Here is a 19,988-nt window from a genome sequence, read left to right on the forward strand (position 1 = left end):
CCGTTGGGCCGGTCGCTCAGGCGGCGCGGCGCAGGGGCACCACGGCCGTGGAGGCGGCGTGGTGGGCGGTGATGGCGTTGGTGAGGAGCCCGTAGCTGAGGAAGTCGAGGAGCTGGCGGCGGCCGCCGAGGCTGGCCGCGCGGTCGACCAGGAGGGTGCGCTTGAAGCCGCTGTTGTGGCTCTCGCTGTCGCTGCGCAGGTGGAACAACCGCGTGAAGTCCGGCTCGCCCTCGGCGATCAGCCGGACGGCGTCGGGCCGGCCTCCGTCGCCGGAGTGCTGCGGATGCGGGCTGATCCACGCGAGGAACTCCCCGGCCGGGCAGGGGACGGTGTAGCCGGCGGTGAAGTGATAGCGACCGTTCTTGCGCCGCGGCCGCTTCACCTGCCGACGCACCAGCCTGGCGAGCACGACCGGGGTGCCCTCGGTGTCCAGGCCGACCTCGCTGACCGCGCCGTCCACCGCGGCGAGGGTGTGCCGGCACGGACCGGCTCCGGTGTCGTGCTCCCAGGTGCCCAGGGCGTACCAGCGCGGGTTGCCCGCGGCGGGAGTGGTGCGCCGGCGGCCGGGGGAGCGGGAGGTGCCGTGCACGCGGTTGATGACCACGACGCCGCAGCTCTCCATGAGGTCGGTGATGTGCCGCCCGCGCAGTGCGGAGTCGTAGACGACCGCCTGGATGCCAGCGCCGGCGACGGCGTGCAGCCGCTTGAGGAGGGCGACGGCGGTGTCGGCCTCGGCGCCGGGGCGGGGAACCCGGTCGACGGCGAGCATGACGCGCTCATGAGGCCTGTCGCCGCGCACGTACAGCCCGACAAACGACTGCCCGTGGACAGGGCCGGTGTGGCCGTGGTGCTCGGCGCTGTCCGGGTCGTACCGCTTCCGCGGGGCGTCGATCGGGTTGCCGTCGGCGTCGAGGTAGACGGTGTGGGTCTCGCCGTTCTCGTCCTTCACGCGCTTGGCCGCCGGTGGCCGGTACATCGGCGAGACGACGGTCCCGTCGCCGTAGACGACGCGGCTGCGGTCCGGGTGGCACAGCGATCCGGGGCCGTCCGCCCGCAGCAGTCCAGCGTCCTGGGCCTGGACGACGGCGAGCTCGGTGAACTCCTCGCACAGCTCCTCAAGCACGCCCTCGGCGGTGAACCGCCGGTTGCGGGCGTACCGGTAGGCGTCCCAGCCCGGCGCCCGCCGCGGAGGCGCGGTGATCTCCAGGTCCGGCCGCTCCCGGCGCATCTCCTCGACGGTGTCGACGATGACCGACCACGTCGCCGGCTGGGCGAGCTCGATCTCGACCCGGGCGCCGGAGCGGAACACCCGGGCCAGCACGCCGTAGCCGAGCAGCAGGTACGGCGGGAAGTCGGCGCGCCGGCCCACCGGCCGCCGCTCCACCAGGGCGCCGAGCTGGTACAGCGCCGGCAGCCGGAACACCGCCCGGACCTGCTCGATCGTCGTGAGCCCGGTGCTGCGGGCCCTGCGCCGGCTCATCGGGCGCCCCGCCAGTCCAGGCCGATGTGCGCGGCGGTGATGTCCAGGCTGCGATGCCCGAGCGCACGGGCGACCTGCTCGATCCGGTCGCCCTGGTCGTAGAGGCGCCGGCCGGCCCAGTGCCGCAGAGACGCCGGCCGCACGTCCGGCTCGGTGCCGAGGCCCGCCGAGGCAAGCACGTTGCGCAGCGCGTTGCACGCCGAGGCCTGCGCCTTCGCCCCGCCCGGCGGCGCCGACCCGGCGTAGCACAGGAGCGTGTCGGCGGTCGCGCCTCTCTCCAGCAGGGTGACGACGCGCCGGTGCAGCACATGCCGACCCCAGACGGACAGCTCACCCCGGCGGCCATCGAGATCGCGGGTCCCGGGCAGCTGGACGGCGGTGGGCCGGTGCAGGTCGTCGAGGTCCCGGACGCGGACCATCGTGACCTCGCTGGACAGGGCGGTGGCCTCGCCCAGCGCCCACGCCACGGCCCGCATCTGCGACCGGGCTCCGGCGCCCATCTGGGCGCTTGCCCGGCACAGGCCCACCTCGTCGTCGGTGAGCGGGCGGGCGACGAGCAAGCCCCGCGGCGGGAGGACCAGGTCCAGCGTCGGGTCGGAGGTGTGCAGCCCGAGGCCGCGCAGCGTGCGGAACAGGGTGCGCACCGCCGTGCGGCGCGCATGCCGGGTGGCCAGCTCCGGCGCCGCGCCGTGCCGGGTACGGGCCGCCACGAACGCCGCGGCGTCCGCGGCGGTCACCTGAGTGAACGACCCGATGCCCTGCGCGTGCAGCCGCCGTGCGAACGCCGCGGTCGTCTCGGTCAGCCGCGCGAGCGTCCCGTCGGTGTGCGTCCCGGCCGTGCGCCACTGCTCCAGCGCGAGGGCGAGTTCGTCGTCCAGCGTGCCGGCCGGACCCTGAACAGCGCGGTACTCGCCGTTCGGGAGGCCGGTGATCCTGCGTGCCACAGATCGCCTCCGGACCGGGGCCCACACGTCCCCGGACGGCGCGCACCGTGCTGGCACCATTCCCGGCTGCATTCGCCGAGGAGGGCGCTTCACACATTTCCTGTGACGGCCGAGATACCGTGCGTCACCGCATGCGGGGGAGGAAATGGTGAACGCAGGCAGTTCCGTACTGGCGATCGTCGACGCGATGGACGGCGCTCCGGTCGTGTGGTGGGTCGACCTCGGCCCCCGCGTCGCCGGGATGTCCCGGTTGAGCGGCGCGTGGGTAGTCGACGGTGCCGATCGCGGGCAGACGCTGCAGGCGCTGACCGCGACCCGCGTCGCCCTGTTCACCGCCGACGGCGAGATGGCGCTGAAGGAGCACAAGGTCGACACCGAACGGGTGCTCGACCCCGAGGCGACCCTAGTCGCGGTGATCGCCGTCCGCGACGAGCTGCAGGCCGCCTACAAGGAGGCCGCCACCACGAAGAAGAACCTGACCGCACCGCGGTGGCCGACTCTGCCCGAGCCGCTGGACATCGAGGCCGTGCATGTGCCAGGCGGTGACCCCCGAACCGGGCGCGCCCTGGGCATCGCCCGGTGGCTCAACGACCTGTGCCGGGCCTGGGACGCGGTTGAGGACGAGCGGCTGAAGCGGAGCTACATGCGCGAGCTCGGCGGCCCGGCCGACCGGCCGCTGCCCGCCGTCATCCGGGACGCGTCGCCGAGCGTCGCGGCGTGACGGGGCTGTTGCCGGCGCCCCGGCGGGCGTTGGAGGACGGACCCGGCTCGGCTGCCGGCGGGCTGGACTTCGTAGCCATCGACGTCGAGACCGCCAACGCCCGGCGCGGCTCCATCTGCGCGATCGGCGCGGCCGTCGTCCGTGACGGCGTCGTCGTCTCCGCCCACTCGTGGCTCACCCGGCCCCCAGCGGGGCTGGACCACTTCGACGGCATCAACGTCGGCCTGCACGGCATCACCCCCGACATGGTCGCCGACCAGCCGACTTTCGCCGAGCGGCTGGACCAGCTGCTGGAGCTCACCGGCGGGCTGCCGCTGGTCGCGCACAACGCCGCCTTCGACATCGGGGCGCTGCGCGAGGCCTGCGTCGCTGTCGACCGGGAGTGGCCCACAACCGACTACGCGTGCTCGTTGATCATGGCCCGGCGGGCGCTGGACCTGATTTCCTACCGGCTGCCGATGGTGGCCGCCGAGTGCGGTGTGGATCTCGCGGCGCACCACGAGGCGGGCTCGGACGCGCTGGCCTGCGCGCATGTCGTCCTGGACATCGCCCGCCGCCGGGGCGCCGACAACCTCGGCGACCTGCTCGCCGGCCTGCAGGTGCTCACTGGCCGCCTGGAGGCCGCGGCCTGGGCCGGCTGCCGCGGCACGTCGACCTACACGGGACCGCAGCTGCCCGACGTCGCGGCCGACGCCGACCCGGAGCACCCCCTGTACGGGCAGGTCATGGTCTTCACCGGCGCGCTGAGCATCCGCCGACAGGACGCTTGGGACGCCGTCGCCCGCTGCGGCGCCGTCGTGGAGAAGGGCGTCAACAAGCGGACGACGATGCTGGTCGTCGGGGACGGGTTCACGGGTCACGACCCGGCGGACTTCTGGACCGGCAAGGCGGCGAAGGCCGTGCACTGGCGGGAGAAGGGCCATCGCATCGAGGTCCTCACGGAAGGCGACCTCGTGGACCTCCTCGCCGAGACCCGCACCTCCGGCGTCCGGCAGACCGTCCCCGCCTGAGCGCGACGACGTTCACACCGTCGGTGTGGGCTGTCCTGCAGCGGTGTCATCGTCCGCCGCTGCGACGACGGATTCGGGGCTCTCGCTCTCCCGAGCAGGGCGACGCCTCCTCGCTGGCGTGCGGGCGTCGGACAGTTGACGGGGTGTCGACCGGTTGCCGACCACGACTGCGACGACGACGTGCTGCGGGGAGGCGTCAGGGCGGGCTCTGTGCTCCCTCACCCAGGCAAGGTCCCGCAGACGCGGGACGCCGTCGGGGTGGTCGGTAAGGTCCAGGACAAGCAGTTGGCTGAACGGCACGTTCGCCCCGGAGTAGGCCGCGGACTGAGGCACGTACTGGTCGAGCGAATCCCTGCCGGCATCGGTGAGCTCACGCTTGACCTCGGTCACCAGCTTCAACTCCCCGACGCGGACGATGACGTCGACGCGTCCGGCGGCGATCTGCGACACCTCGCACTGGGTCCGTCCTGCGAACGTCTCGGAGTTGGCCAGCCAGAAGTAGAACTCCCACTGGAGGTCTTCTTCCTTCGGCCGCTTCTCGTCCTTGCTGAGGCGGCGCAGGATGTTCGGCCGGCCTGGGAGGAACGGGCCTGCGCGCTCGTACCGGTCGTGCAGAAACGTCAGGGTGCGGTCGAGCAGGGCAATCGTGGCGGCGCGGGGCTCGCCGACGAACTCCGGGTGGGTGGAGAGCTCTTCGATGATCTCGTCGCGTACCCGGCCGAGCGCTGGATGTTCAGCCGTGCCGGAGGCGAACATGACGGTGAGGGCGCGGCCCAGCTGCGCGAGCTGTTCGTCATCGACCTGCCTGGCGAAGGCGCGGGCGATGGCGGCGTCCACGTCGCGGAGCCTGGGGGCGAAGCGGTCGATTCGGACGTCGAGGGCTTCGTCGTCCTCCGCATCGGTGTCCCCGGGCAGGTCTCGGTCTCGCGCGGCGCCGGCGGGCCGGTGCTCGCGCACGGCGTGCAGCAGCAGCTCGGCGGCCGGCGGGAGCATTGGCTCCTCCCGTTGCCGGTCGGCGTCGATCGTCCGCGTCAGCTGGTCGAGGAGGACGGCGTTGGCCGCGACGGGGTTCTCGATTGCCGGCCGCACGACCGCGGCGAGCCCCGCGGCCGGCGTGGTCGACCGTTCAGCCGTGTAAGCGCGGGCGAGGTGGCCGACGGCGGCGGTCGCCTCGAGCCAGCTCGGCTCGGCCAGTCGAGCGGCGGCGCGGCGCAGGTCGAGCACGATCCCGAGCCACTCGACTTCGGCGTCCAGCTTGGGTCTCCGCCACGCCGGCTCGTGCATGTTCCGTGTCCAAGCACTCCGTCGCCGCATGACGGTCTCCAGCTCGTCGACGGCCTCCATGAGCGGGCCGGTGTCGGCTGCGCCGAAGGCGGCGACAGCCGTGCAGACGGCCGCGTAGGCGGCCGCGTCATCCCGGGTGTCGTCGAGGGAGTACGCCGCGCTGAACTGATCGGCCGCTGCGAGGAGCCCACCGCTCGCGGCTGTCGCGTCGGTCTGCCGCAGCGCGGCGCGCATGCGGGCGCAGGCGAGCTCGTGAGCGGCATCCGCTGCGGAAACATCCAGGCCCTGCAGCACGTGCAGCGCCTGCGTGAGCGGGGCCGTCAGGGTGGCGTCGTCGTCCCAGGCGTCCAGCGCGACGCCGATCAACTTCGGCAGCCGTTCGACGTAGTCCTCGGACATGGCCGACCCGAGGTCCGTGAGGCTGTGCAGCACCAGGTATGGGGTCACGGCACCGGCGACGGCGAGCCGAAGGGCTCCCTCGAGGTGGGCCGCCGCCAGAAGCGGGTTGGGGTCCAGGCTGGTGCGGTGCCCCTCGAGGAGCGCTGTGTGCAGCGGGGCGGCCACCGTCCTCGCGGCGATCGGGTCGTCGAGCAGCACGTCGAGGCTGTCGCGTAGGGCCAGGTAGCTGGTCTGTTGCCGAAGGCGCGCCGCGAACTCGACCGTGGCCGCGGTCCACGCGTCCGCACCGTCGGAGATGGCCGCGACGAGGGCCGCGGCCGCGAGAGGCGCAAGGGGCGTGTCGGCGAGCTGGACGAGCTCGGTCGCGACGTCGGTGAGGCTGCCCAGGCTGGCCACATCGCACGTCTCACCGGCGGTCTCGGCGGTCACCAGGGCCTGCGCCACCGGGCCGGTCACGAGTGTGCTCGGAGGACTCGACGACGGGTCACCACAGCGGCGCGCTGGGGGTGACCGGCCGCAGTACATGGTCGGCGTCGAGCCGTCCATCCGGCAGGGACTGGTCCGCGGTCGTCGTGATGATCTGCAGCCCGGGCGTCTGCGCGGCCACCTCGATCAGGGCGTCGAGGATCTCGTGGGCGTCCTCGTCCTGAACCTCCTCCGCACGGAGGCTGTCCAGCATCAGCAGGCCGGGGTGGGTCGCAACTCCGCGGCGGGCCCCGACGCGCAGCAGCGCGATGATCGTGGCGATCCGCAGCCGCAGCCGTCCGCCGGCGCTCTGACTGCTGAAGGTCTGGCCCGCCACGCCGCCCTTGTCGACGAGCATGGTTCCGTTGAGCCGGATCTTCGCGCCGGTCACCGCCGTCATGCCGAAGGTGCGCGCGAGCTCGGCGATCTCGTCGCCTACCGCCTTGATCAGGTCCTCCGACTCTGCGGCCTGTTCCTGTTCGAGTTCGGCTACGAGAGCCTCGAGGACGGCCAGCAGCCGCTCACCCTGCAGACCACCGACGTCCTCCTCCGAGTCGCTGAGCGATCTGGGGTCGGCTTCGGCGAGGACGGCCAGGGCACCTTCGGCGCGAGCCACCTCGAGTTCCAGCCGGGCGCGATCGCCCACCTGGCGTGCAGCCTCTGCCGCGGCGAGCTGCGCCTGTGCCGCCTCGAGTTGGGCGGTCAGGTCGCTGACCTCGGTCTCCGCCTGCTCCAGGGCAGCGAGCGCAGCCGTCTCCGCGGCGGTCGATGCGGTGAGGGCGTCCTGCCGTTCGGCGATGAGGTCTGCCGCCTCGTCCTCGTCCCCGATCAAGGGGGTCGTGCACACCGCGCACACGTGGTCGGCGTCCTCACGGACGCGTCGGCCCTCGGTGACCGGCGCCTCGCAGCGGGGGCAGCTGGAGGGGTTGAGGCCGTGGAACAACTGCGCGGCGACGACGGTCTCCCGCTGAGAGGTCAGCGCACGCTCATCGGCCTGCCGTGCTGCCTTCGCCAGCCGGAAAGCCTGTCCGAGCTGTGCCCACCGCTCGTCGGCCCGGGCAAGGCGGGCGGCGAGTGTACGCACACGGTCAGCGGCCTCCGTCGCCGATGGAGCCGATGCTGACGGGAGCGCAGCCAGCGCGGAGCGAGCCGTCGTGAGCGCGGTCTGCTCTCGGGCCTGCAGGTCCGGGAGGCCCGGGAGCCCCACCTTCTTCAGCGACGTCCGCAGCCCGTCGCGGGCCGCCTGGACCCGCGTCAGCACGGCGGCGCGGGGGAGGTCGAGGAAGACCTTCAGCAGTCGGCCGGCGAGACCGGCCATCGCCGTCTCACCGATCAGGATCTTGTCGCCGCCGGCCGGGGGATAGATCGCGCCGAAGTACGTCGGCCAGCCGTGGCGCTGGGTCAGCTCGTTCTTCTTGTCGTGTGCATGGAGCGGTTCGAGGCTCAGCCGATCCAGCATGAGCCCCTGGACGGCGTCGGCGTACTCGGCTTGGGCAGAGGCGCTGACCAGCGGCCGCGCCGTGGCGAACGCCCGGTCGAGCTGTTCGACCGTCGCCGCCTCGTGCACCGTGCCGGTGACCAGATCGCCGGCATGCAGACGCAGCCGGATCCCGAGGGCGCGACCGTTGACCTCGACGTCGCACTCCACCGACTCCAGCCACGCCGCCACGTCGGGCTGCAGCTCGCGGGGGGCGCCCCGCAGACACCAGGTGATGATCTCCAGGACGCTCGTCTTCCCCACGAAGTTCGAGCCGACGACCATCGAGATCCCGGCCGGGAAGACGAAGCTCCGGTCGAACGCACCTCCGCCGACGCTCTCGTCCTTCGTGCCCGTGATCCGCAGCCGCAGGACGCGCATCGACCGCCGCGCTGCTGGTGTCGATACCGCGGCGACACCGTGCGTCGCCATGACCCCCTCGACGTGCGACGCGGGGACACCGGTACGTGCGGCCACCCGCTGCGCCAGCGCGCTGTGCGAAGCGCTCATCGTCATGAGGACTCCTGCTCCTGCGCGTCGAGGGCAGCCAGCCGCTCACGCACGCGCGGGGCGATCGTCTGGATGCGGCTGTGCCACTCCGCGTCGGCGTACTCCGGCTGCGCGTACTGCATGTCCTTGAGGGCGCTGGGGCCGATGCCGCCGGTGAGCTCGACGAGCAGCTCCACGCGGTCGACGTAGTACTTCAGCTCGGGCACCTCGGCGAGCATGTCGCGCGCGACGGACCGCCCCGTGTCGGTGAGGTAGTAGTTGTGCTGGCGGGTGTGGCCGGGAGTCCCCTCGCGGCGGCGGAAGACCAGGCCAGCGGCCGCCAGTACGGAGAGCGCCTCGTCGAGCGGCTCGTAGGCCCCGAACCGGTAGCGCAACATCGGATAGCGGCGCACCTCCGGTTCCTCCGAGCTGAGGATGGTGCGCGCCTGTTCACGGAACGCGAGATCGCCGGTCTCCTCGAATCGGTCCAGCAGGAACTCGGCCAGGTAGTCCGGGTTGCGCAGCCAGAAGTCCATCTTCTGCAGCACTACCTGGGTGCGGAGGACCGCCACAGCAGCAGATGGGATCTCATCAGGAGGCGGAGACGGCAGGTCCTCCGAGGCGTTCGCGATCAGCAGGAGCAGGCGCACCGCGTCCTGCATGCGTGACGTCTCGGGCGCGTCCCGCGCGTCGGGGCTCGTCATCGTGCGTCTCCCGGAGGTCTCGGCGACGGAGGGTAGCCGCGTCACGCTCGTCCGAAGCCTGTTCGCAGGCTAGACGCTGCAGTTTTGAGGGGCGGACCAGGTCCGCCGGACGGCGGGCACGTTGAGCGGGTCACGGTGCCCATTGACGACCGAGGGGCGCGTCGGACGGTGCCCGTTGGCTCGAGGAAGGCGAGCTGGACGGCCACCGCCCACGGGGCTCCGCTCCGACGAACTGAACAGAGACGAACGCAGTAGCGGCGTGGTGACGCCGACACGCTGCTCGCACCGGCGCACCGAAGGAGGTGATGTGCCGCGCCGGTGGGGGAGCAGCGATGTCGGTCGTGTCTCCGCCGCGCGAGCTGACCCGGTGCCCGAGAGGAGGTGAACCACTGCGCCGGTGGCAGCGATAGCGGCAGAAGCGGTCGGTCGACGACGCACCGACTCCCGCTCACGCGCTCGGCTGGGTGAACCGAGCAGCTGACCGGTGGCGGTCGGACGGCGTCGTCTCGATGATCACCCGGTGACCGAGGAGCGGCGGGGGCCGCGGTGGGGCCTCCTGCTGATGCTCGGGGTTGCCGCAGGGGTCTTCGTCGGAGGAATCAACCAGGCGGTGCGTGGCCTCGTGGGTGGCGAGCCGTGGAAATGGGCGGAGATGGCCGTGTACGGCTTGGGATGGGCCCTACTCGCGCCGCCGGCCATGTGGCTGGTCCGGCGAGCAGTCGACCGCGGCCGCCTTCCACAGAGCCCCTCCGCTCAGGTCCGTGCCCGGCAGTCGAAGCTGGTCGCCCCGGCGATGAGGTCAGGCGTCCTTCCACCCGACGCCGATCCCGACGTCTGGCGGCGGGCACTGCGCGCTGAGGTGCAGGAGTGGAACAGCCAGCGGTGGCTCGCCGTGGTCTTCGCCGTCATCGGTGTCGGCGTCATCGGGTTGGCGGCGGTCGTCGCCAACGACAACGCCTGGGGCGTGTGGATGGTGGCGATCGTCGTGGCTGCCGAGGGGGTGGCCGCCTACCGCTGGTCGGAGCGGCGTCTCCGGGTTGCGCGACGACTCCAGGCAGAACTGCCGGCCGGTGGGAGCGGGGGCCGGTGACCGGTGCGGTGATCGTCGTGGTGGCGATCCTGCTGGGGCTGCCGTTGCTGGCCTGGTGGGTGGGCAGCCGTCGGGTGTGGTCGCGGCTGCGTCCAGGGGCCGATCCCGATCCGTGGGGCGACGCCATGCGCCAGTTCGGCCTGACACCGCAGGAGACGGCGCAGGTGGAGTCCGCGGTGACGTGGGGGCGCCGGCTGGACGACGAGCGGCTGCGCCGGGCCGCAGTGCAGTGGGCCCGGCAGCTGATCGAGCAGACCGAGGCGCGCCGTCGGATCCACTCGCGATCGGGACGAATCGCCGTGCTCCTCGGCCTGATCGGCGTCCTCGCGGCCGGCCTGTACTGGATGACCGTGCGCGCGGGGGAGTTCTCCTGGAGTGCGGTGGTCTGGTGGGTGATCTGGCCCGCCGTCTTCGGATGGCTGGTGCGAGGACCGCGTCGCGCCATCCGGGTCAACTCGGATCCGGGCTCCCCGGGCGACCGGTAGGGGCGCCCCGCTCGGCGGCGCGGTCGGGTTGCGGCGCACGACGCCCGGGCCGATCTCCGGCGGACGCCCCGGAGATGTCCCCTGCGTTGTCCCTATCCTTGTCCCGGGACTTGTTCCCATGTCCCGCCGGCGTGGCGCAATTGGTAGCGCACCCGACTTGTAATCGGGCGGTTAGGGGTTCGAGTCCCCTCGTCGGCTCTCTTTCCAGGTTTCCGCCGGTGGCCGGGCGTGCCAGGCTCTCAGGCGCCGCGCTGCCGACCGGCGGCGGGCACGCGAGGAGGCGACCCGTGACCGACCACGTGTACCGGCTGAGCGAGATCGTGGGCAGCAGCCGGACCACCATCGACGACGCCATCAAGAACGCGATCACCAAGGCCTCGCAGACGGTCCGCAACATCGACTGGTTCGAGGTCAAGGAGGTCCGCGGCCAGGTCGCCGACGGCGCGGTCGCCTACTTCCAGGTCACGCTGAAGATCGGCTTCCGGGTCGAGGACTAGTCGAAGCTGCCGGCGCCGTCCCGGCGGTAGGGCGAGAGGCGCTCGACGCGCTCCCGCTCGGCCCGCTCCTCGCGGAGCCGGGCGGCCGTGCCGGCCTCGTACCCGGCCTTGGCGACCCGGTGCTCGGTGGTCTCGGTCATGAACGCCAGCGAGAAGAGCAGGCCGAGGATCAGCCCGCCGAAGGCCGCGCTGAGCCGGTAGGCCAGCGGCACCGGGACGGCGACCACGCAGATCACCATCAGCGGCAGCAGTTGCACCACGGCGCGCGCGATGTGCCGCAGCCACCACGTGCGGGCGGTCGTGTCGGCGAGCACCCACGGCGCCAGCTCGCGCGGCAGCCCGCCGCCGAAGGCATACCAGATCCACTGCAGCGGGTTGGGTCGCCGTCCGTGCCGGGTGCGCACACCACGACGGTAGGCCTGTCGGGCCGTCCCCGGATCGGGTGCACACGCGTTGCCGCGAGCCAGGCCGGGGGCCACACTGCGCAGCACGTGGCGAGGAGGTTCTCGTGCAGATCAGCCAGGTACTGCGCCGCAAGGGCCACGACGTGGCCACCGTCGACGCGGGCGAGAGCGTGCGCTCGGCGCTCGCCCTGCTCGCCGGGCACGGCATCGGCGCGCTGGTCGTCTCCGCCGACGGCGAGCGCATCGACGGCATCCTCAGCGAGCGCGACATCGCCCGCGGGCTGCACGAGCGCGGGGCGGGGTTGCTCGCCGAACCGGTGTCGAGCGTGATGACCGCCGAGGTGCACACCTGCCCGCCGACCGCGAGCGTGCACGAGCTCGCCCAGACCATGACCGACCACCGGGTCCGGCACGTGCCGGTCGTCGACGGGGGCCGGCTGATCGGCATCGTCTCGATCGGGGACGTCGTCAAGGCTCGGCTGGACGAGCTCGAGTCCGAACGGGCGTCGCTGGTCGACTACATCCAGCACCCCTGACCGCGGAGGATCCTCAGCCCGGCTAACGAATCGCCCGTGCGCGGCGGCGTACGGTGCAGGGCGTGGACGAGCGCCGGACCGGAGTCGCCGCCGGCATCACCGCCTACGCCCTCTGGGGCGTGTTCCCGCTCTACTTCCCGCTCCTCGAGCCGGCCGGTGGCGTCGAGATCGTGGCGCACCGGGTGCTCTGGTCGCTGCTGTTCATCTCCGTCCTGCTCACCGCCGTCCGCCGCTGGGCGCGCGTGCGCGCCGCCGTCCGGGACCGCCGCACCCTGCTCGTCCTGGGCGGCGCCGCGGCGCTCATCGCGGTCAACTGGCTCGTCTTCGTCTACGGCGTCAACTCCGGGCACGTCGTCGAGACCTCGCTCGGCTACTTCATCAACCCGCTGGTCAGCGTGCTGCTCGGCGTGGTCGTGTTCTCGGAGCGGCTGCGTCCCCTGCAGTGGACGGCGGTCGGCATCGCCGCGGTCGCCGTCGTCGTCCTCACCGTCGACTACGGCCGGCCGCCCTGGATCGCCCTGGTGCTCGCGGCGACCTTCGGCCTGTACGGGCTGATGAAGAAGCTGGTGAAGGTCGAGGCGGCGCCCGGCCTGTTCGTCGAGACCGCGATCGTCGCGCTCCCGTCCGCCGTCGTCGTCGGCGTGCTGCAGGCCTCCGGCGACGGGACGGCGGTCAGCGCGGGAGCGGGGCACTTCCTGCTGCTGATGAGCTCCGGCGTCGCGACGGCGATCCCGCTGCTGCTGTTCGCGGCTGCCACCCGGCGCATCCCGCTGTCGACGGTGGGGCTGCTGCAGTACCTGACCCCGCTCATGCAGCTGGCGATCGGCGTCTTCGTCCGCCACGAGCCGATGCCCCCGGCCCGCCTGGCCGGGTTCGTGATCGTCTGGGTGGCGCTGGGCGTGTTCACCGTCGACAGCCTGCGTGCCGCCCGGGCCGCGAGCCGTCGCCCGGCCGAACCGGTGGCCGCCGCCGTCTGACGCCCGGCGCGCCGTCCCGGGTCGAAAGTGTCGGCCCTCCGGCCTACCGTCGTGCCCATCCGCACCGCCCCCGCTCGGGGCGGTGGACGCCGGTCAGGAGAACACCACCCATGAACACCGACCCGGCCCCCGTGGTCTCCCCGCCACGGGTCGAGGGTCCAGGGGAGACGACCCCACCGCCCGCGGGGCTGAGCCGCCGCGAGCACGAGATGCTCACCTTCGAGCGGCAGTGGTGGCGCTCGGCGGGTGCCAAGGAGACGGCGATCCGCGAGCAGTTCGGCGTGACGCCCACCCGCTACTACCAGGTCCTCAACGCCCTGGTCGACCGACCCGCCGCGCTCGAGGCCGATCCGTTGCTCGTCCGGCGCCTCCGGAGGCTGCGCAGCGCCCGGCGACGCGGTCGTTCACCGGAGATCCTGGGCAACGGCGGTCCGGCCGTTTAGATTTGCTCACCGTGGGCAGGCACGCCGCGCCAGGCAGTGACGGGGGACCGGACCGGGAGAGCACTCCCGTGCCGGGTCGTCGCCGTACCGACGTACCCGAGAACCAGCGGCGCGCGCCCGCGGATGCCGAGCTGAGCGACCACCCCACCACGCCGGGACGGCGTCGGGCGGACCGTCGCCGCGAGCTCGGGGACGAGTCCGCCCGCCTGCCGCGTGTGCCCGGTCCCGACGACCGTGCGTCCGAGATGCCGGCACCGCTCACCCGCCGCCCACCGGTACCTCCGGCGGCGCCGCGACGGGCGGCGGCCCCGCACACCACGGTCGCCCCCTTCGCGGTGGCCGCCCCCGAGGCGCAGCCGGACAGGTACTCGCCCGAGCGGCTGGCCGAGACCCCGCTGCCCGGCTCGCCGCCGTCCGGGCTGCCGCTCGCCGGCTCCGCCCGGCCGGCGCCCTCGTCCGCCCGGACGCCGGCGCCGTCCCTGCCGGAGGGCCACCCCTCGGCGCCGGTTCCCCAGCGGCCCGTCTCCCGGCGGGCCCAGCCCGAGGCCGACCCGTACTCCGGCCCGCCCACCCAGGCCGAGCCCGCCCCCGCCCGCACCGCGCGCGACGAGGAGGGCTCCGCGCCCTGGTCGACCGGTCCGGCCGGCGTCCGCGCGCAGCCCCGGCCCGTCTCGGCGGCGCTGGCCGCCGGGCTCGCCGCCGGCGTGCGCCCGGGGCAGGGCGTTACCCACCCGTCCGGGCCCGTCTACGGCGACTGGACGCGGCCCAGCCGGTCCACCCCCGAGCCCGCCGAGCAGCGCCTCGCCGCACCGCCGGCCACGTCGGCGATCCCCGAGCGGGAGATCTCCCGCGGCCGGGCCCGGGTGGACGAGGACGACTACGACTACGCCTACGACGGCTACGACGACGCGGCCGACGAGGACTACGCCGACGAGGCGTACACCGGCGAGGACTACTACGACGAGCCGGTCCGTGACCGCTCGTCGGGGCCGAGGACCGACGGCGGCCCGCTGACCGACCCGGGCACCGGCCCGTCCACGCAGGTCCGCGGTGGCCGGGCGGCCGACCGCGCCGCGCGCCAGGCGGTCGACGTCGAGCGCCGCAAGGAGCTCAGGCGCCAGGGCGAGACGCTGACCGCGCGCGACTACCTCGACGGCAAGGACGACGCCGGTGGCCGCGGGGCGCCCAAGCGCCTGGTGATGGCCCTGGTCGCCGTCGCCGTGGTCGCGCTCGGCGTCCTCGGCGTCTACTCCTTCACCTCGCCGGAGACGCAGGAGACCGCGTCCGGCGGGACGGCGGGCACCAGCGCCGCGGCGCCGCCCAGCGGGGTCGCCGACGCCACGCTCCCGCCGCTGGACGTGCAGCCCGCGCCGGTCGAGCCGGCAGCCCCGGCGACGCCGGTCCGCGTCCCGGTGACCGTGCTCAACGCGACCGACGTCACCGGCCTGGCCGGCCGGGTCGCCGAGCAGTTCACCGGTGGCGGCTGGGAGGCCCCCGCGACCGGTGGCTACACCGGCGGCGACGTCCCCGTCACCACGGTGTTCTTCACCGAGGGCGACGAGACGCAGCGCCAGGCCGCGGTGCAGCTGGTCGAGCAGTTCCCGCAGATCACCGGCGGGCCGACGCCGCGCTTCTTCGAGGTGCCCGACCAGCCCACGCCTGGCCTGGTCGTCGTCGTGGCCGGAGACTGGCAGCCCTGATCCCGCACGCGCGGAACACGCCCCAGCCGCCGGCCGTTGGCCGCTGCGTGCGTCGACTCCGCGGGTTGCGGCCTGCCCGCCCGCGATCCGGCGGCCGCCCGTCCCTCGCCGCCCTGCTGGCGGTGCTGCTCACCGGGGCGCTGGTCGTCCTGGTGCCGGCCGCGCCGGCCGCGGCCGCGGACGACGTGCGGACCGAGGAGGCCCGCGTCCCCTCCGGCTCCGGAGCCGACGCGGTCGAGCTCGACACCACCCTCTACGTCCCGTCGTCGGCGACGGCGGACGACCCGGCGCCCGCGGTCGTCCTGGCGCACGGCTTCGGGGGCAGCAAGGACTCGGTCGCCGACGACGCCACCTTCCTGGCCGACCGCGGCTTCGTCGTCCTGACCTACTCCGCCCGCGGCTTCGGGCGCAGCACGGGCCAGATCGGGCTGGACGACCCCCGCTTCGAGGTCGCCGACCTCTCCACGCTCATCGACCGGCTGGCCGCGCGCGACGACGTCCTCTCCGACGGCGCCGGCGACCCGCGGGTGGGCGTCGCGGGCGCCTCCTACGGCGGAGCGCTGTCCCTGCTCGGCGCCGCCTACGACGACCGCGTCGACGCGATCGCGCCGCAGATCACCTGGAACTCGCTGACCGCGGCGCTGTTCCCCTCGCAGACCGGGGCCGGGGGCGGCGCGCAGACCGTCGCGGCGGTCCCGCAGGGCACCGGGTCCGGTGTCTACAAGCGGCTGTGGGCCGGCATCTTCTTCGGCGAGGGCTCGGCGGGGCTGCTGGGCGCGCTGACCGGGGACGGCGAGGACGACGTCGCCGCCGCGGACGGGGCGGCGCAGCGCATCCCGCAGGTCGACCCGGCCTCCGTGGACCCGCAGGCCGTCCAGCAGGCACTGCTCTGCGGCCGGTTCCGCGCCGACGTCTGCGCCGCCTACCAGGTCGCCGCAGCCAGCGGCTCCCTGACGCCGGAGATCCTCGCCGTCCTCGAGCGCAGCAGCCCGGCGTCGGTGCTCGACCGGATCACCGCGCCGACCCTCCTGGTGCAGGGCACCCAGGACTCGCTGTTCGGCCTGGGCCAGGCCGACGCGAACGCCCGCGGCATCGCCGCGAACGGCACGCCGGTGAAGGTGGTCTGGTACGCCGGCGGCCACGACACCGGCGCCTCCGACCGGGTCACCGAGCGGCTGCGCGAGCAGATCGCCGGCTGGTTCGACTGGTACCTGCGGCCCGACGGCGACCCCGACCGCGGCACCGACCCCGGCACCGGCTTCGAGTTCCCGGCGCCGACCGGGCTCGGGGGCACCGGCGGCGGCTTCGTGCAGGGCGGCAGCCAGACCGTCGTCGCCGACGCCTATCCGGGGCTGGCCGGCGCCGACCCGGCGCGGCGGAGCACCGTGCAGGTGAGCGGGCCGACCCAGCCGCTGGTCACCCCGGCCGGCGGCACTCCCGCGGCGATCACGACGGTGCCGGGGCTCGGTGCCCTGGGCAGCGCGCTCGGTGGGCAGACCGTGGAGATCCCGGGCCAGTTCGCGGCCTTCGACAGCGCGCCGCTCGACGCGGCCGTCGAGGTGGTCGGCGCGCCGGCGATCGACCTCGCCGTCACCTCACCGACCGGCGCCGCGACGCTGTTCGCCAAGCTCTACGACGTCGGCCCCGACGGGTCGATGACGCTGCCCTCCGGGCTCGTCGCGCCGCTCGCGCTGACCGGCGTGTCCGCCGATCCGGCCGCGCCCACCGTCGTCCCGGTGACGCTCCCGGCCATCGACCACCGGTTCGAGGCCGGCCACACCCTGCGCGTAGTGGTCTCCTCCACCGACCAGGCGTACGCGCTGCCCGCCGACGCCACCGTCTACGGGGTGGGCCTGGCCGCCGGGCTCGGCGACGCCGCCGCCGACCTCTCCCTCCCGCAGGTGTCGGGCAACACCGAGGACCCCGCGGGCTCGTCGCGCTGGTGGGTGCTGCTCGCCGTCGTGGTCGGCCTGCTCCTGCTCGGCTGGATCGCCGCGCTGCTGTGGGGCCGGTACCGGCGACGCCGCATCTCCGAGGTCGACCCGGACGGCGAGGACGTGCCGCTGCGCTTCGAGGGCGTCACCAAGGCCTACAAGGACAAGTTCGTCGCCGTCCGCGATCTCTCCTTCGAGGTCCGCCGCGGCCAGGTGCTCGGCCTGCTGGGACCCAACGGCGCCGGCAAGACGACGTCCCTGCGCATGCTGATGGGGCTGATCAGGCCGACGGCCGGCACCATCCGGATCTTCGGCCACGCCGCCGGCGCCGGTGCCCCCGTGCTGTCGCGGCTCGGCTCCTTCGTGGAGGGGACCGGTCTGCAGCCGCACCTGTCGGGGCGGGACAACCTGCGGCTGTACTGGGCCGCGACCGGCCGTCCCGCCGAGGACGCGCACATGGAGGAGGCGATCGAGGTCGCCGGCCTCGGCGCGGCCATCGACCGGCCCGTGCGCCGCTACAGCCAGGGCATGCGCCAGCGGGTCGCCATCGCCCAGGCGATGCTGGGCCTGCCCGACCTGCTGGTCCTCGACGAGCCGACCAACGGGCTCGACCCGCCGCAGATCCACGCCATGCGCGAGGTGCTGCGCTCCTACGCGCAGACCGGCCGCACGGTGATCGTGTCCAGCCACCTGCTCGCCGAGATCGAGCAGACCTGCACGCACGTCGTGGTCATGGCCAAGGGGCAGAAGATCGCACAGGGCACGGTGGAGGAGATCGTCGGCACCGGGGGCGCGGTGCTGATCGGCCTGGCGCACGACGAGGACACCGCCCGTGCGATCACCGTCCTGTCGGACCTGCCCGGGGTCACCGCCGAGCGCACCGACGAGGGCCTGGTCGCGGACCTGGGTGGCACCAGCCGCGCCGCGGCCCTGCACGCGCTGATCGTCGACGGCATCGCGGTCGAGCAGTTCACGCCGCGGCGGCGGCTGGAGGACGCGTTCCTGGCACTGGTGGGAGAGGGGCCGGTCCAGTGACCGCGACCGAGCACGTCCAGCCGACCGGGGCCGTCGCCGGCTACCGCCCGGAGCGCACGCTGCGGCTGTGGGTGGAGCTGCGCCGGCAGTTCAAGCGGCGCCGGACCATCGGCGTGCTGATCCTCATGGTGGGGCTGCCGCTGGTGCTCATCGCGGCGCTGCAGCTGGGCGCCAGCGAGGACGCGCAGCAGAACAGCCGGATCAACCTGGTCGACGTCGCCACGTCGAGCGGGCTGAACTTCACGCTGTTCGTGCTCTTCGCTACGACGAGCTTCTTCCTGGTGGTCGTCTACGCGCTGTTCTTCGGCGACACCGTGGCCAGCGAGGCGCAGTGGGGCTCGCTGCGCTACACGCTGGCCACCCCGGTGCCGCGGATGCGGCTGCTCCGGCAGAAGTGGTACGCCGCGCTGGTGCTCTCGGTCGGGGCGCTGGTGGTGCTGGTGCTCACCGCGCTGGTCGCCGGCGGGGTCGCGTTCGGCTTCGAGGACATCCAGACCCCGGTCGGGGTCACCCTCGACCAGGGCGACGGGCTGCTGCGGCTGGCCGGGATGGTCGGCTACCTCGCCGTCCACCTGCTCGTCGTCGGCACGCTCGCCTTCTGGTTCTCCACGATCACCGACGCGCCGCTGGCGGCCGTCGGCGGCGCGGTGTTCACCATGTTCGTCTTCGCGATCCTCGACCAGGTCGAGCAGCTGGGCTCGATCCGCGACTACTTCCCGACCGCGGAGGAGTTCGCGTGGACCGACCTGCTGCAGACGCCGGTCGACTCCGGTGACCTGTTCCGCGGCGTCGTCCAGTCGCTGGTCTACGCCGCCGTCTTCACCTTCCTCGGCTTCCGGCACTTCGCCCGCCGCGACGTCACGTCGTGATCGGCGTGGATTCGTGGGCGTGACGCCCACGAATCCACGCCGTTAGAGGCTGGCGCGGACGGCCTGGGCCCAGCCCTCGCCCATGGGGGCGTCGGTCACCTCGACGTTGGGGACGGCGGCGAGCCGCTCGGCCATGCCGGGGACGGCGGCGCCGTTGGCGGTGATCCACAGCCGGCCGACCGCGGGCGCCATCTCCAGGTCGCTCGCGCTGTCGCCGATCGCCACGGCGTCGGCCGGATCGATCCCGCGCCGCTTCAGGTCCCAGGCGATCGCGGCGCCCTTGGAGAGGCCTCGGGGCATCAGGTGGTAGACCCGCGGCGGCAGCGCCTCGGGCGCCAGCGTCATCCGGGACGACGCCGGGATGGCGCCGTTGTCCTTGATCGTCAGCCAGCCGGCGCCCTGCTCGGCGAGCCACGCGTCGACGGCCAGCGGGTCGATCCGGCCGCGGAGCATGGCGTCGGCGGCGTGGTCGGCGTGCCACGGCTCGTGCCACTCGAGCAGACCGGGATGCTCGGCCAGCAGCCGCTCGACGATGCCGAGCTCGGTCATCACCTCGATCGGGGCGCGGCCGGCGTAGCACCCGGGCAGCTCGCCGGGCAGCAGCTCGACCTCCCGGCCGGTCTGCCAGCTCACCAGCGCGCCGAGCTCGGCGATCAGCCCGTCGGCGGCGAACAGCCGCGCGGCCTCCAGCAGCTGGTTGTAGGTGCGGCCGCTGACCAGCACGAGCGGCACGCCCGCGCGGTGCAGCTCGAGCAGCGCGGTCGCCGGCTCGGCGGTCAGCTCGCGCGCCGCGTTGTGCCAGAACGAGCCCCGCGGGCCGACCATCGTGCCGTCCATGTCGGTGTAGACGATCCCCGTGACCACACCGCCATCCTGACCGCGCGCCGGAACGCTCCGGCGACCTGGGTACAGTCGGGGCGTTCCACTCATCCAGAGGGGCAGAGGGACACGGCCCGGTGAAGCCCCGGCAACCGCCGCCAGCAAGGCGGGGAGGTGCCAATTCCGTCCCGCGCGGCTCGACGGCCCGTCGCGGGGAAGATGAGGA

At 73.7% G+C, this 19,988-nt stretch carries 18 protein-coding genes, 1 tRNA gene and 1 riboswitch; of the genes, 12 read left to right on the top strand and 7 right to left on the bottom strand.

Translation table 11 applies throughout. The features are described from left to right. Positions 1–16: 16 nt before the first annotated feature. Together AB3388_RS02420 and AB3388_RS02425 are read right to left on the bottom strand one after the other, a co-directional pair. Positions 17–1,480 (bottom strand): hypothetical protein, encoded by a 1,464-nt coding sequence (locus AB3388_RS02420; protein ID WP_495409158.1) that lies wholly within the window; start codon positions 1,478–1,480, stop codon positions 17–19. Further along, positions 1,477–2,424 carry a site-specific integrase gene (locus AB3388_RS02425; RefSeq protein WP_495409159.1) on the bottom strand — a complete coding sequence of 316 codons (948 nt, stop codon included), beginning with the start codon at positions 2,422–2,424 and terminating at the stop codon, positions 1,477–1,479. Before AB3388_RS02425 ends, AB3388_RS02420 begins: the two co-directional genes overlap by 4 nt. A 187-nt stretch (positions 2,425–2,611) precedes the next feature. Here AB3388_RS02425 and AB3388_RS02430 point away from each other — a divergent pair, with 187 nt between their 5' ends. After that, positions 2,612–3,145 carry a hypothetical protein gene (locus AB3388_RS02430; RefSeq protein WP_495409160.1) on the top strand — a complete coding sequence of 178 codons (534 nt, stop codon included), beginning with the start codon at positions 2,612–2,614 and terminating at the stop codon, positions 3,143–3,145. Beyond that, positions 3,142–4,155, top strand: a complete 1,014-nt coding sequence (locus AB3388_RS02435) for an exonuclease domain-containing protein (RefSeq protein ID WP_495409161.1) — start codon at positions 3,142–3,144, stop codon at positions 4,153–4,155. The genes AB3388_RS02430 and AB3388_RS02435 overlap by 4 nt, the downstream gene beginning before the upstream one ends. 12 nt (positions 4,156–4,167) lie before the next feature. Here the strand turns inward: AB3388_RS02435 and AB3388_RS02440 are convergent, their stop codons facing one another. The 3 genes from AB3388_RS02440 to AB3388_RS02450 all read right to left on the bottom strand — a co-directional run bounded on the left by AB3388_RS02440 (position 4,168) and on the right by AB3388_RS02450 (position 8,973). Next, positions 4,168–6,294: a hypothetical protein gene (locus AB3388_RS02440; protein ID WP_495409162.1), complete on the bottom strand. Its 2,127-nt coding sequence runs from the start codon at positions 6,292–6,294 to the stop codon at positions 4,168–4,170. A 28-nt stretch (positions 6,295–6,322) separates the two neighbouring features. Continuing rightward, a complete protein-coding gene (locus tag AB3388_RS02445; RefSeq protein ID WP_495409163.1) occupies positions 6,323–8,065 on the bottom strand; it encodes a hypothetical protein in 1,743 nt (580 codons plus the stop codon). 227 nt (positions 8,066–8,292) lie between these two features. Then, on the bottom strand, positions 8,293–8,973 hold the full coding sequence (locus AB3388_RS02450; RefSeq protein ID WP_495409164.1) for a hypothetical protein: 681 nt from the start codon (positions 8,971–8,973) through the stop codon (positions 8,293–8,295). 520 nt (positions 8,974–9,493) lie between these two features. On the opposite strand from AB3388_RS02450, the gene AB3388_RS02455 reads away from it, so the two are divergent. From AB3388_RS02455 to AB3388_RS02470, 4 genes are all read left to right on the top strand, one after another. Next, entirely contained in the window at positions 9,494–10,063 is a 570-nt protein-coding gene (locus AB3388_RS02455) for a hypothetical protein (RefSeq protein ID WP_495409165.1), read from the top strand. Then, positions 10,060–10,548 carry a hypothetical protein gene (locus tag AB3388_RS02460; RefSeq protein ID WP_495409166.1) on the top strand — a complete coding sequence of 163 codons (489 nt, stop codon included), beginning with the start codon at positions 10,060–10,062 and terminating at the stop codon, positions 10,546–10,548. The genes AB3388_RS02455 and AB3388_RS02460 overlap by 4 nt, the downstream gene beginning before the upstream one ends. Positions 10,549–10,673: 125 nt before the next feature. Beyond that, positions 10,674–10,746 (top strand) — tRNA-Thr (locus AB3388_RS02465). Positions 10,747–10,835: 89 nt separating this feature from the next. After that, positions 10,836–11,045, top strand: coding sequence for a dodecin (locus AB3388_RS02470; protein ID WP_495409167.1), 210 nt, complete (start codon positions 10,836–10,838; stop codon positions 11,043–11,045). Here the strand turns inward: AB3388_RS02470 and AB3388_RS02475 are convergent. Beyond that, a complete protein-coding gene (locus AB3388_RS02475) occupies positions 11,042–11,449 on the bottom strand; it encodes a DUF5313 family protein (protein WP_495409168.1) in 408 nt (135 codons plus the stop codon). The two genes, AB3388_RS02470 and AB3388_RS02475, sit on opposite strands and share 4 nt — an antisense overlap. A 104-nt stretch (positions 11,450–11,553) precedes the next feature. On the opposite strand from AB3388_RS02475, the gene AB3388_RS02480 reads away from it, so the two are divergent. The 6 genes from AB3388_RS02480 to AB3388_RS02505 all read left to right on the top strand — a co-directional run bounded on the left by AB3388_RS02480 (position 11,554) and on the right by AB3388_RS02505 (position 18,943). After that, on the top strand, positions 11,554–11,985 hold the full coding sequence (locus tag AB3388_RS02480; protein ID WP_495409169.1) for a CBS domain-containing protein: 432 nt from the start codon (positions 11,554–11,556) through the stop codon (positions 11,983–11,985). A 62-nt stretch (positions 11,986–12,047) separates the two neighbouring features. After that, positions 12,048–12,962, top strand: a complete 915-nt coding sequence (gene rarD, locus AB3388_RS02485; RefSeq protein ID WP_495409170.1) for an EamA family transporter RarD — start codon at positions 12,048–12,050, stop codon at positions 12,960–12,962. 110 nt (positions 12,963–13,072) lie between these two features. Beyond that, on the top strand, positions 13,073–13,405 hold the full coding sequence (locus tag AB3388_RS02490) for a DUF3263 domain-containing protein (protein WP_495409171.1): 333 nt from the start codon (positions 13,073–13,075) through the stop codon (positions 13,403–13,405). A 245-nt stretch (positions 13,406–13,650) separates the two neighbouring features. Further along, entirely contained in the window at positions 13,651–15,105 is a 1,455-nt protein-coding gene (locus AB3388_RS02495) for a LytR C-terminal domain-containing protein (RefSeq protein WP_495409172.1), read from the top strand. A gap of 65 nt (positions 15,106–15,170) precedes the next feature. Then, entirely contained in the window at positions 15,171–18,074 is a 2,904-nt protein-coding gene (locus tag AB3388_RS02500) for an alpha/beta fold hydrolase (RefSeq protein ID WP_495409173.1), read from the top strand. Continuing rightward, positions 18,071–18,943, top strand: coding sequence for an ABC transporter permease (locus AB3388_RS02505; protein WP_495409174.1), 873 nt, complete (start codon positions 18,071–18,073; stop codon positions 18,941–18,943). Before AB3388_RS02500 ends, AB3388_RS02505 begins: the two co-directional genes overlap by 4 nt. Positions 18,944–18,985: 42 nt before the next feature. On the opposite strand, the gene AB3388_RS02510 is transcribed toward AB3388_RS02505, so the two are convergent. Next, entirely contained in the window at positions 18,986–19,807 is an 822-nt protein-coding gene (locus AB3388_RS02510; RefSeq protein WP_495409175.1) for an HAD family hydrolase, read from the bottom strand. Positions 19,808–19,866: 59 nt separating this feature from the next. Continuing rightward, positions 19,867–19,988: riboswitch (SAM riboswitch) on the top strand.

It is taken from the genome of Geodermatophilus sp. SMS 5-13 (assembly GCF_059428245.1).

Coding starts and splice junctions, on each gene's coding strand:
- AB3388_RS02420 (WP_495409158.1), bottom strand. CDS start 1,480: ATGAGCCGGCGCAGGGCCCGCAGCACCGGGCTCACGACGATCGAGCAG.
- AB3388_RS02490 (WP_495409171.1), top strand. CDS start 13,073: ATGAACACCGACCCGGCCCCCGTGGTCTCCCCGCCACGGGTCGAGGGT.
- AB3388_RS02430 (WP_495409160.1), top strand. CDS start 2,612: ATGGACGGCGCTCCGGTCGTGTGGTGGGTCGACCTCGGCCCCCGCGTC.
- AB3388_RS02445 (WP_495409163.1), bottom strand. CDS start 8,065: ATGGTCGTCGGCTCGAACTTCGTGGGGAAGACGAGCGTCCTGGAGATC.
- AB3388_RS02495 (WP_495409172.1), top strand. CDS start 13,651: ATGCCGGCACCGCTCACCCGCCGCCCACCGGTACCTCCGGCGGCGCCG.
- AB3388_RS02450 (WP_495409164.1), bottom strand. CDS start 8,973: ATGACGAGCCCCGACGCGCGGGACGCGCCCGAGACGTCACGCATGCAG.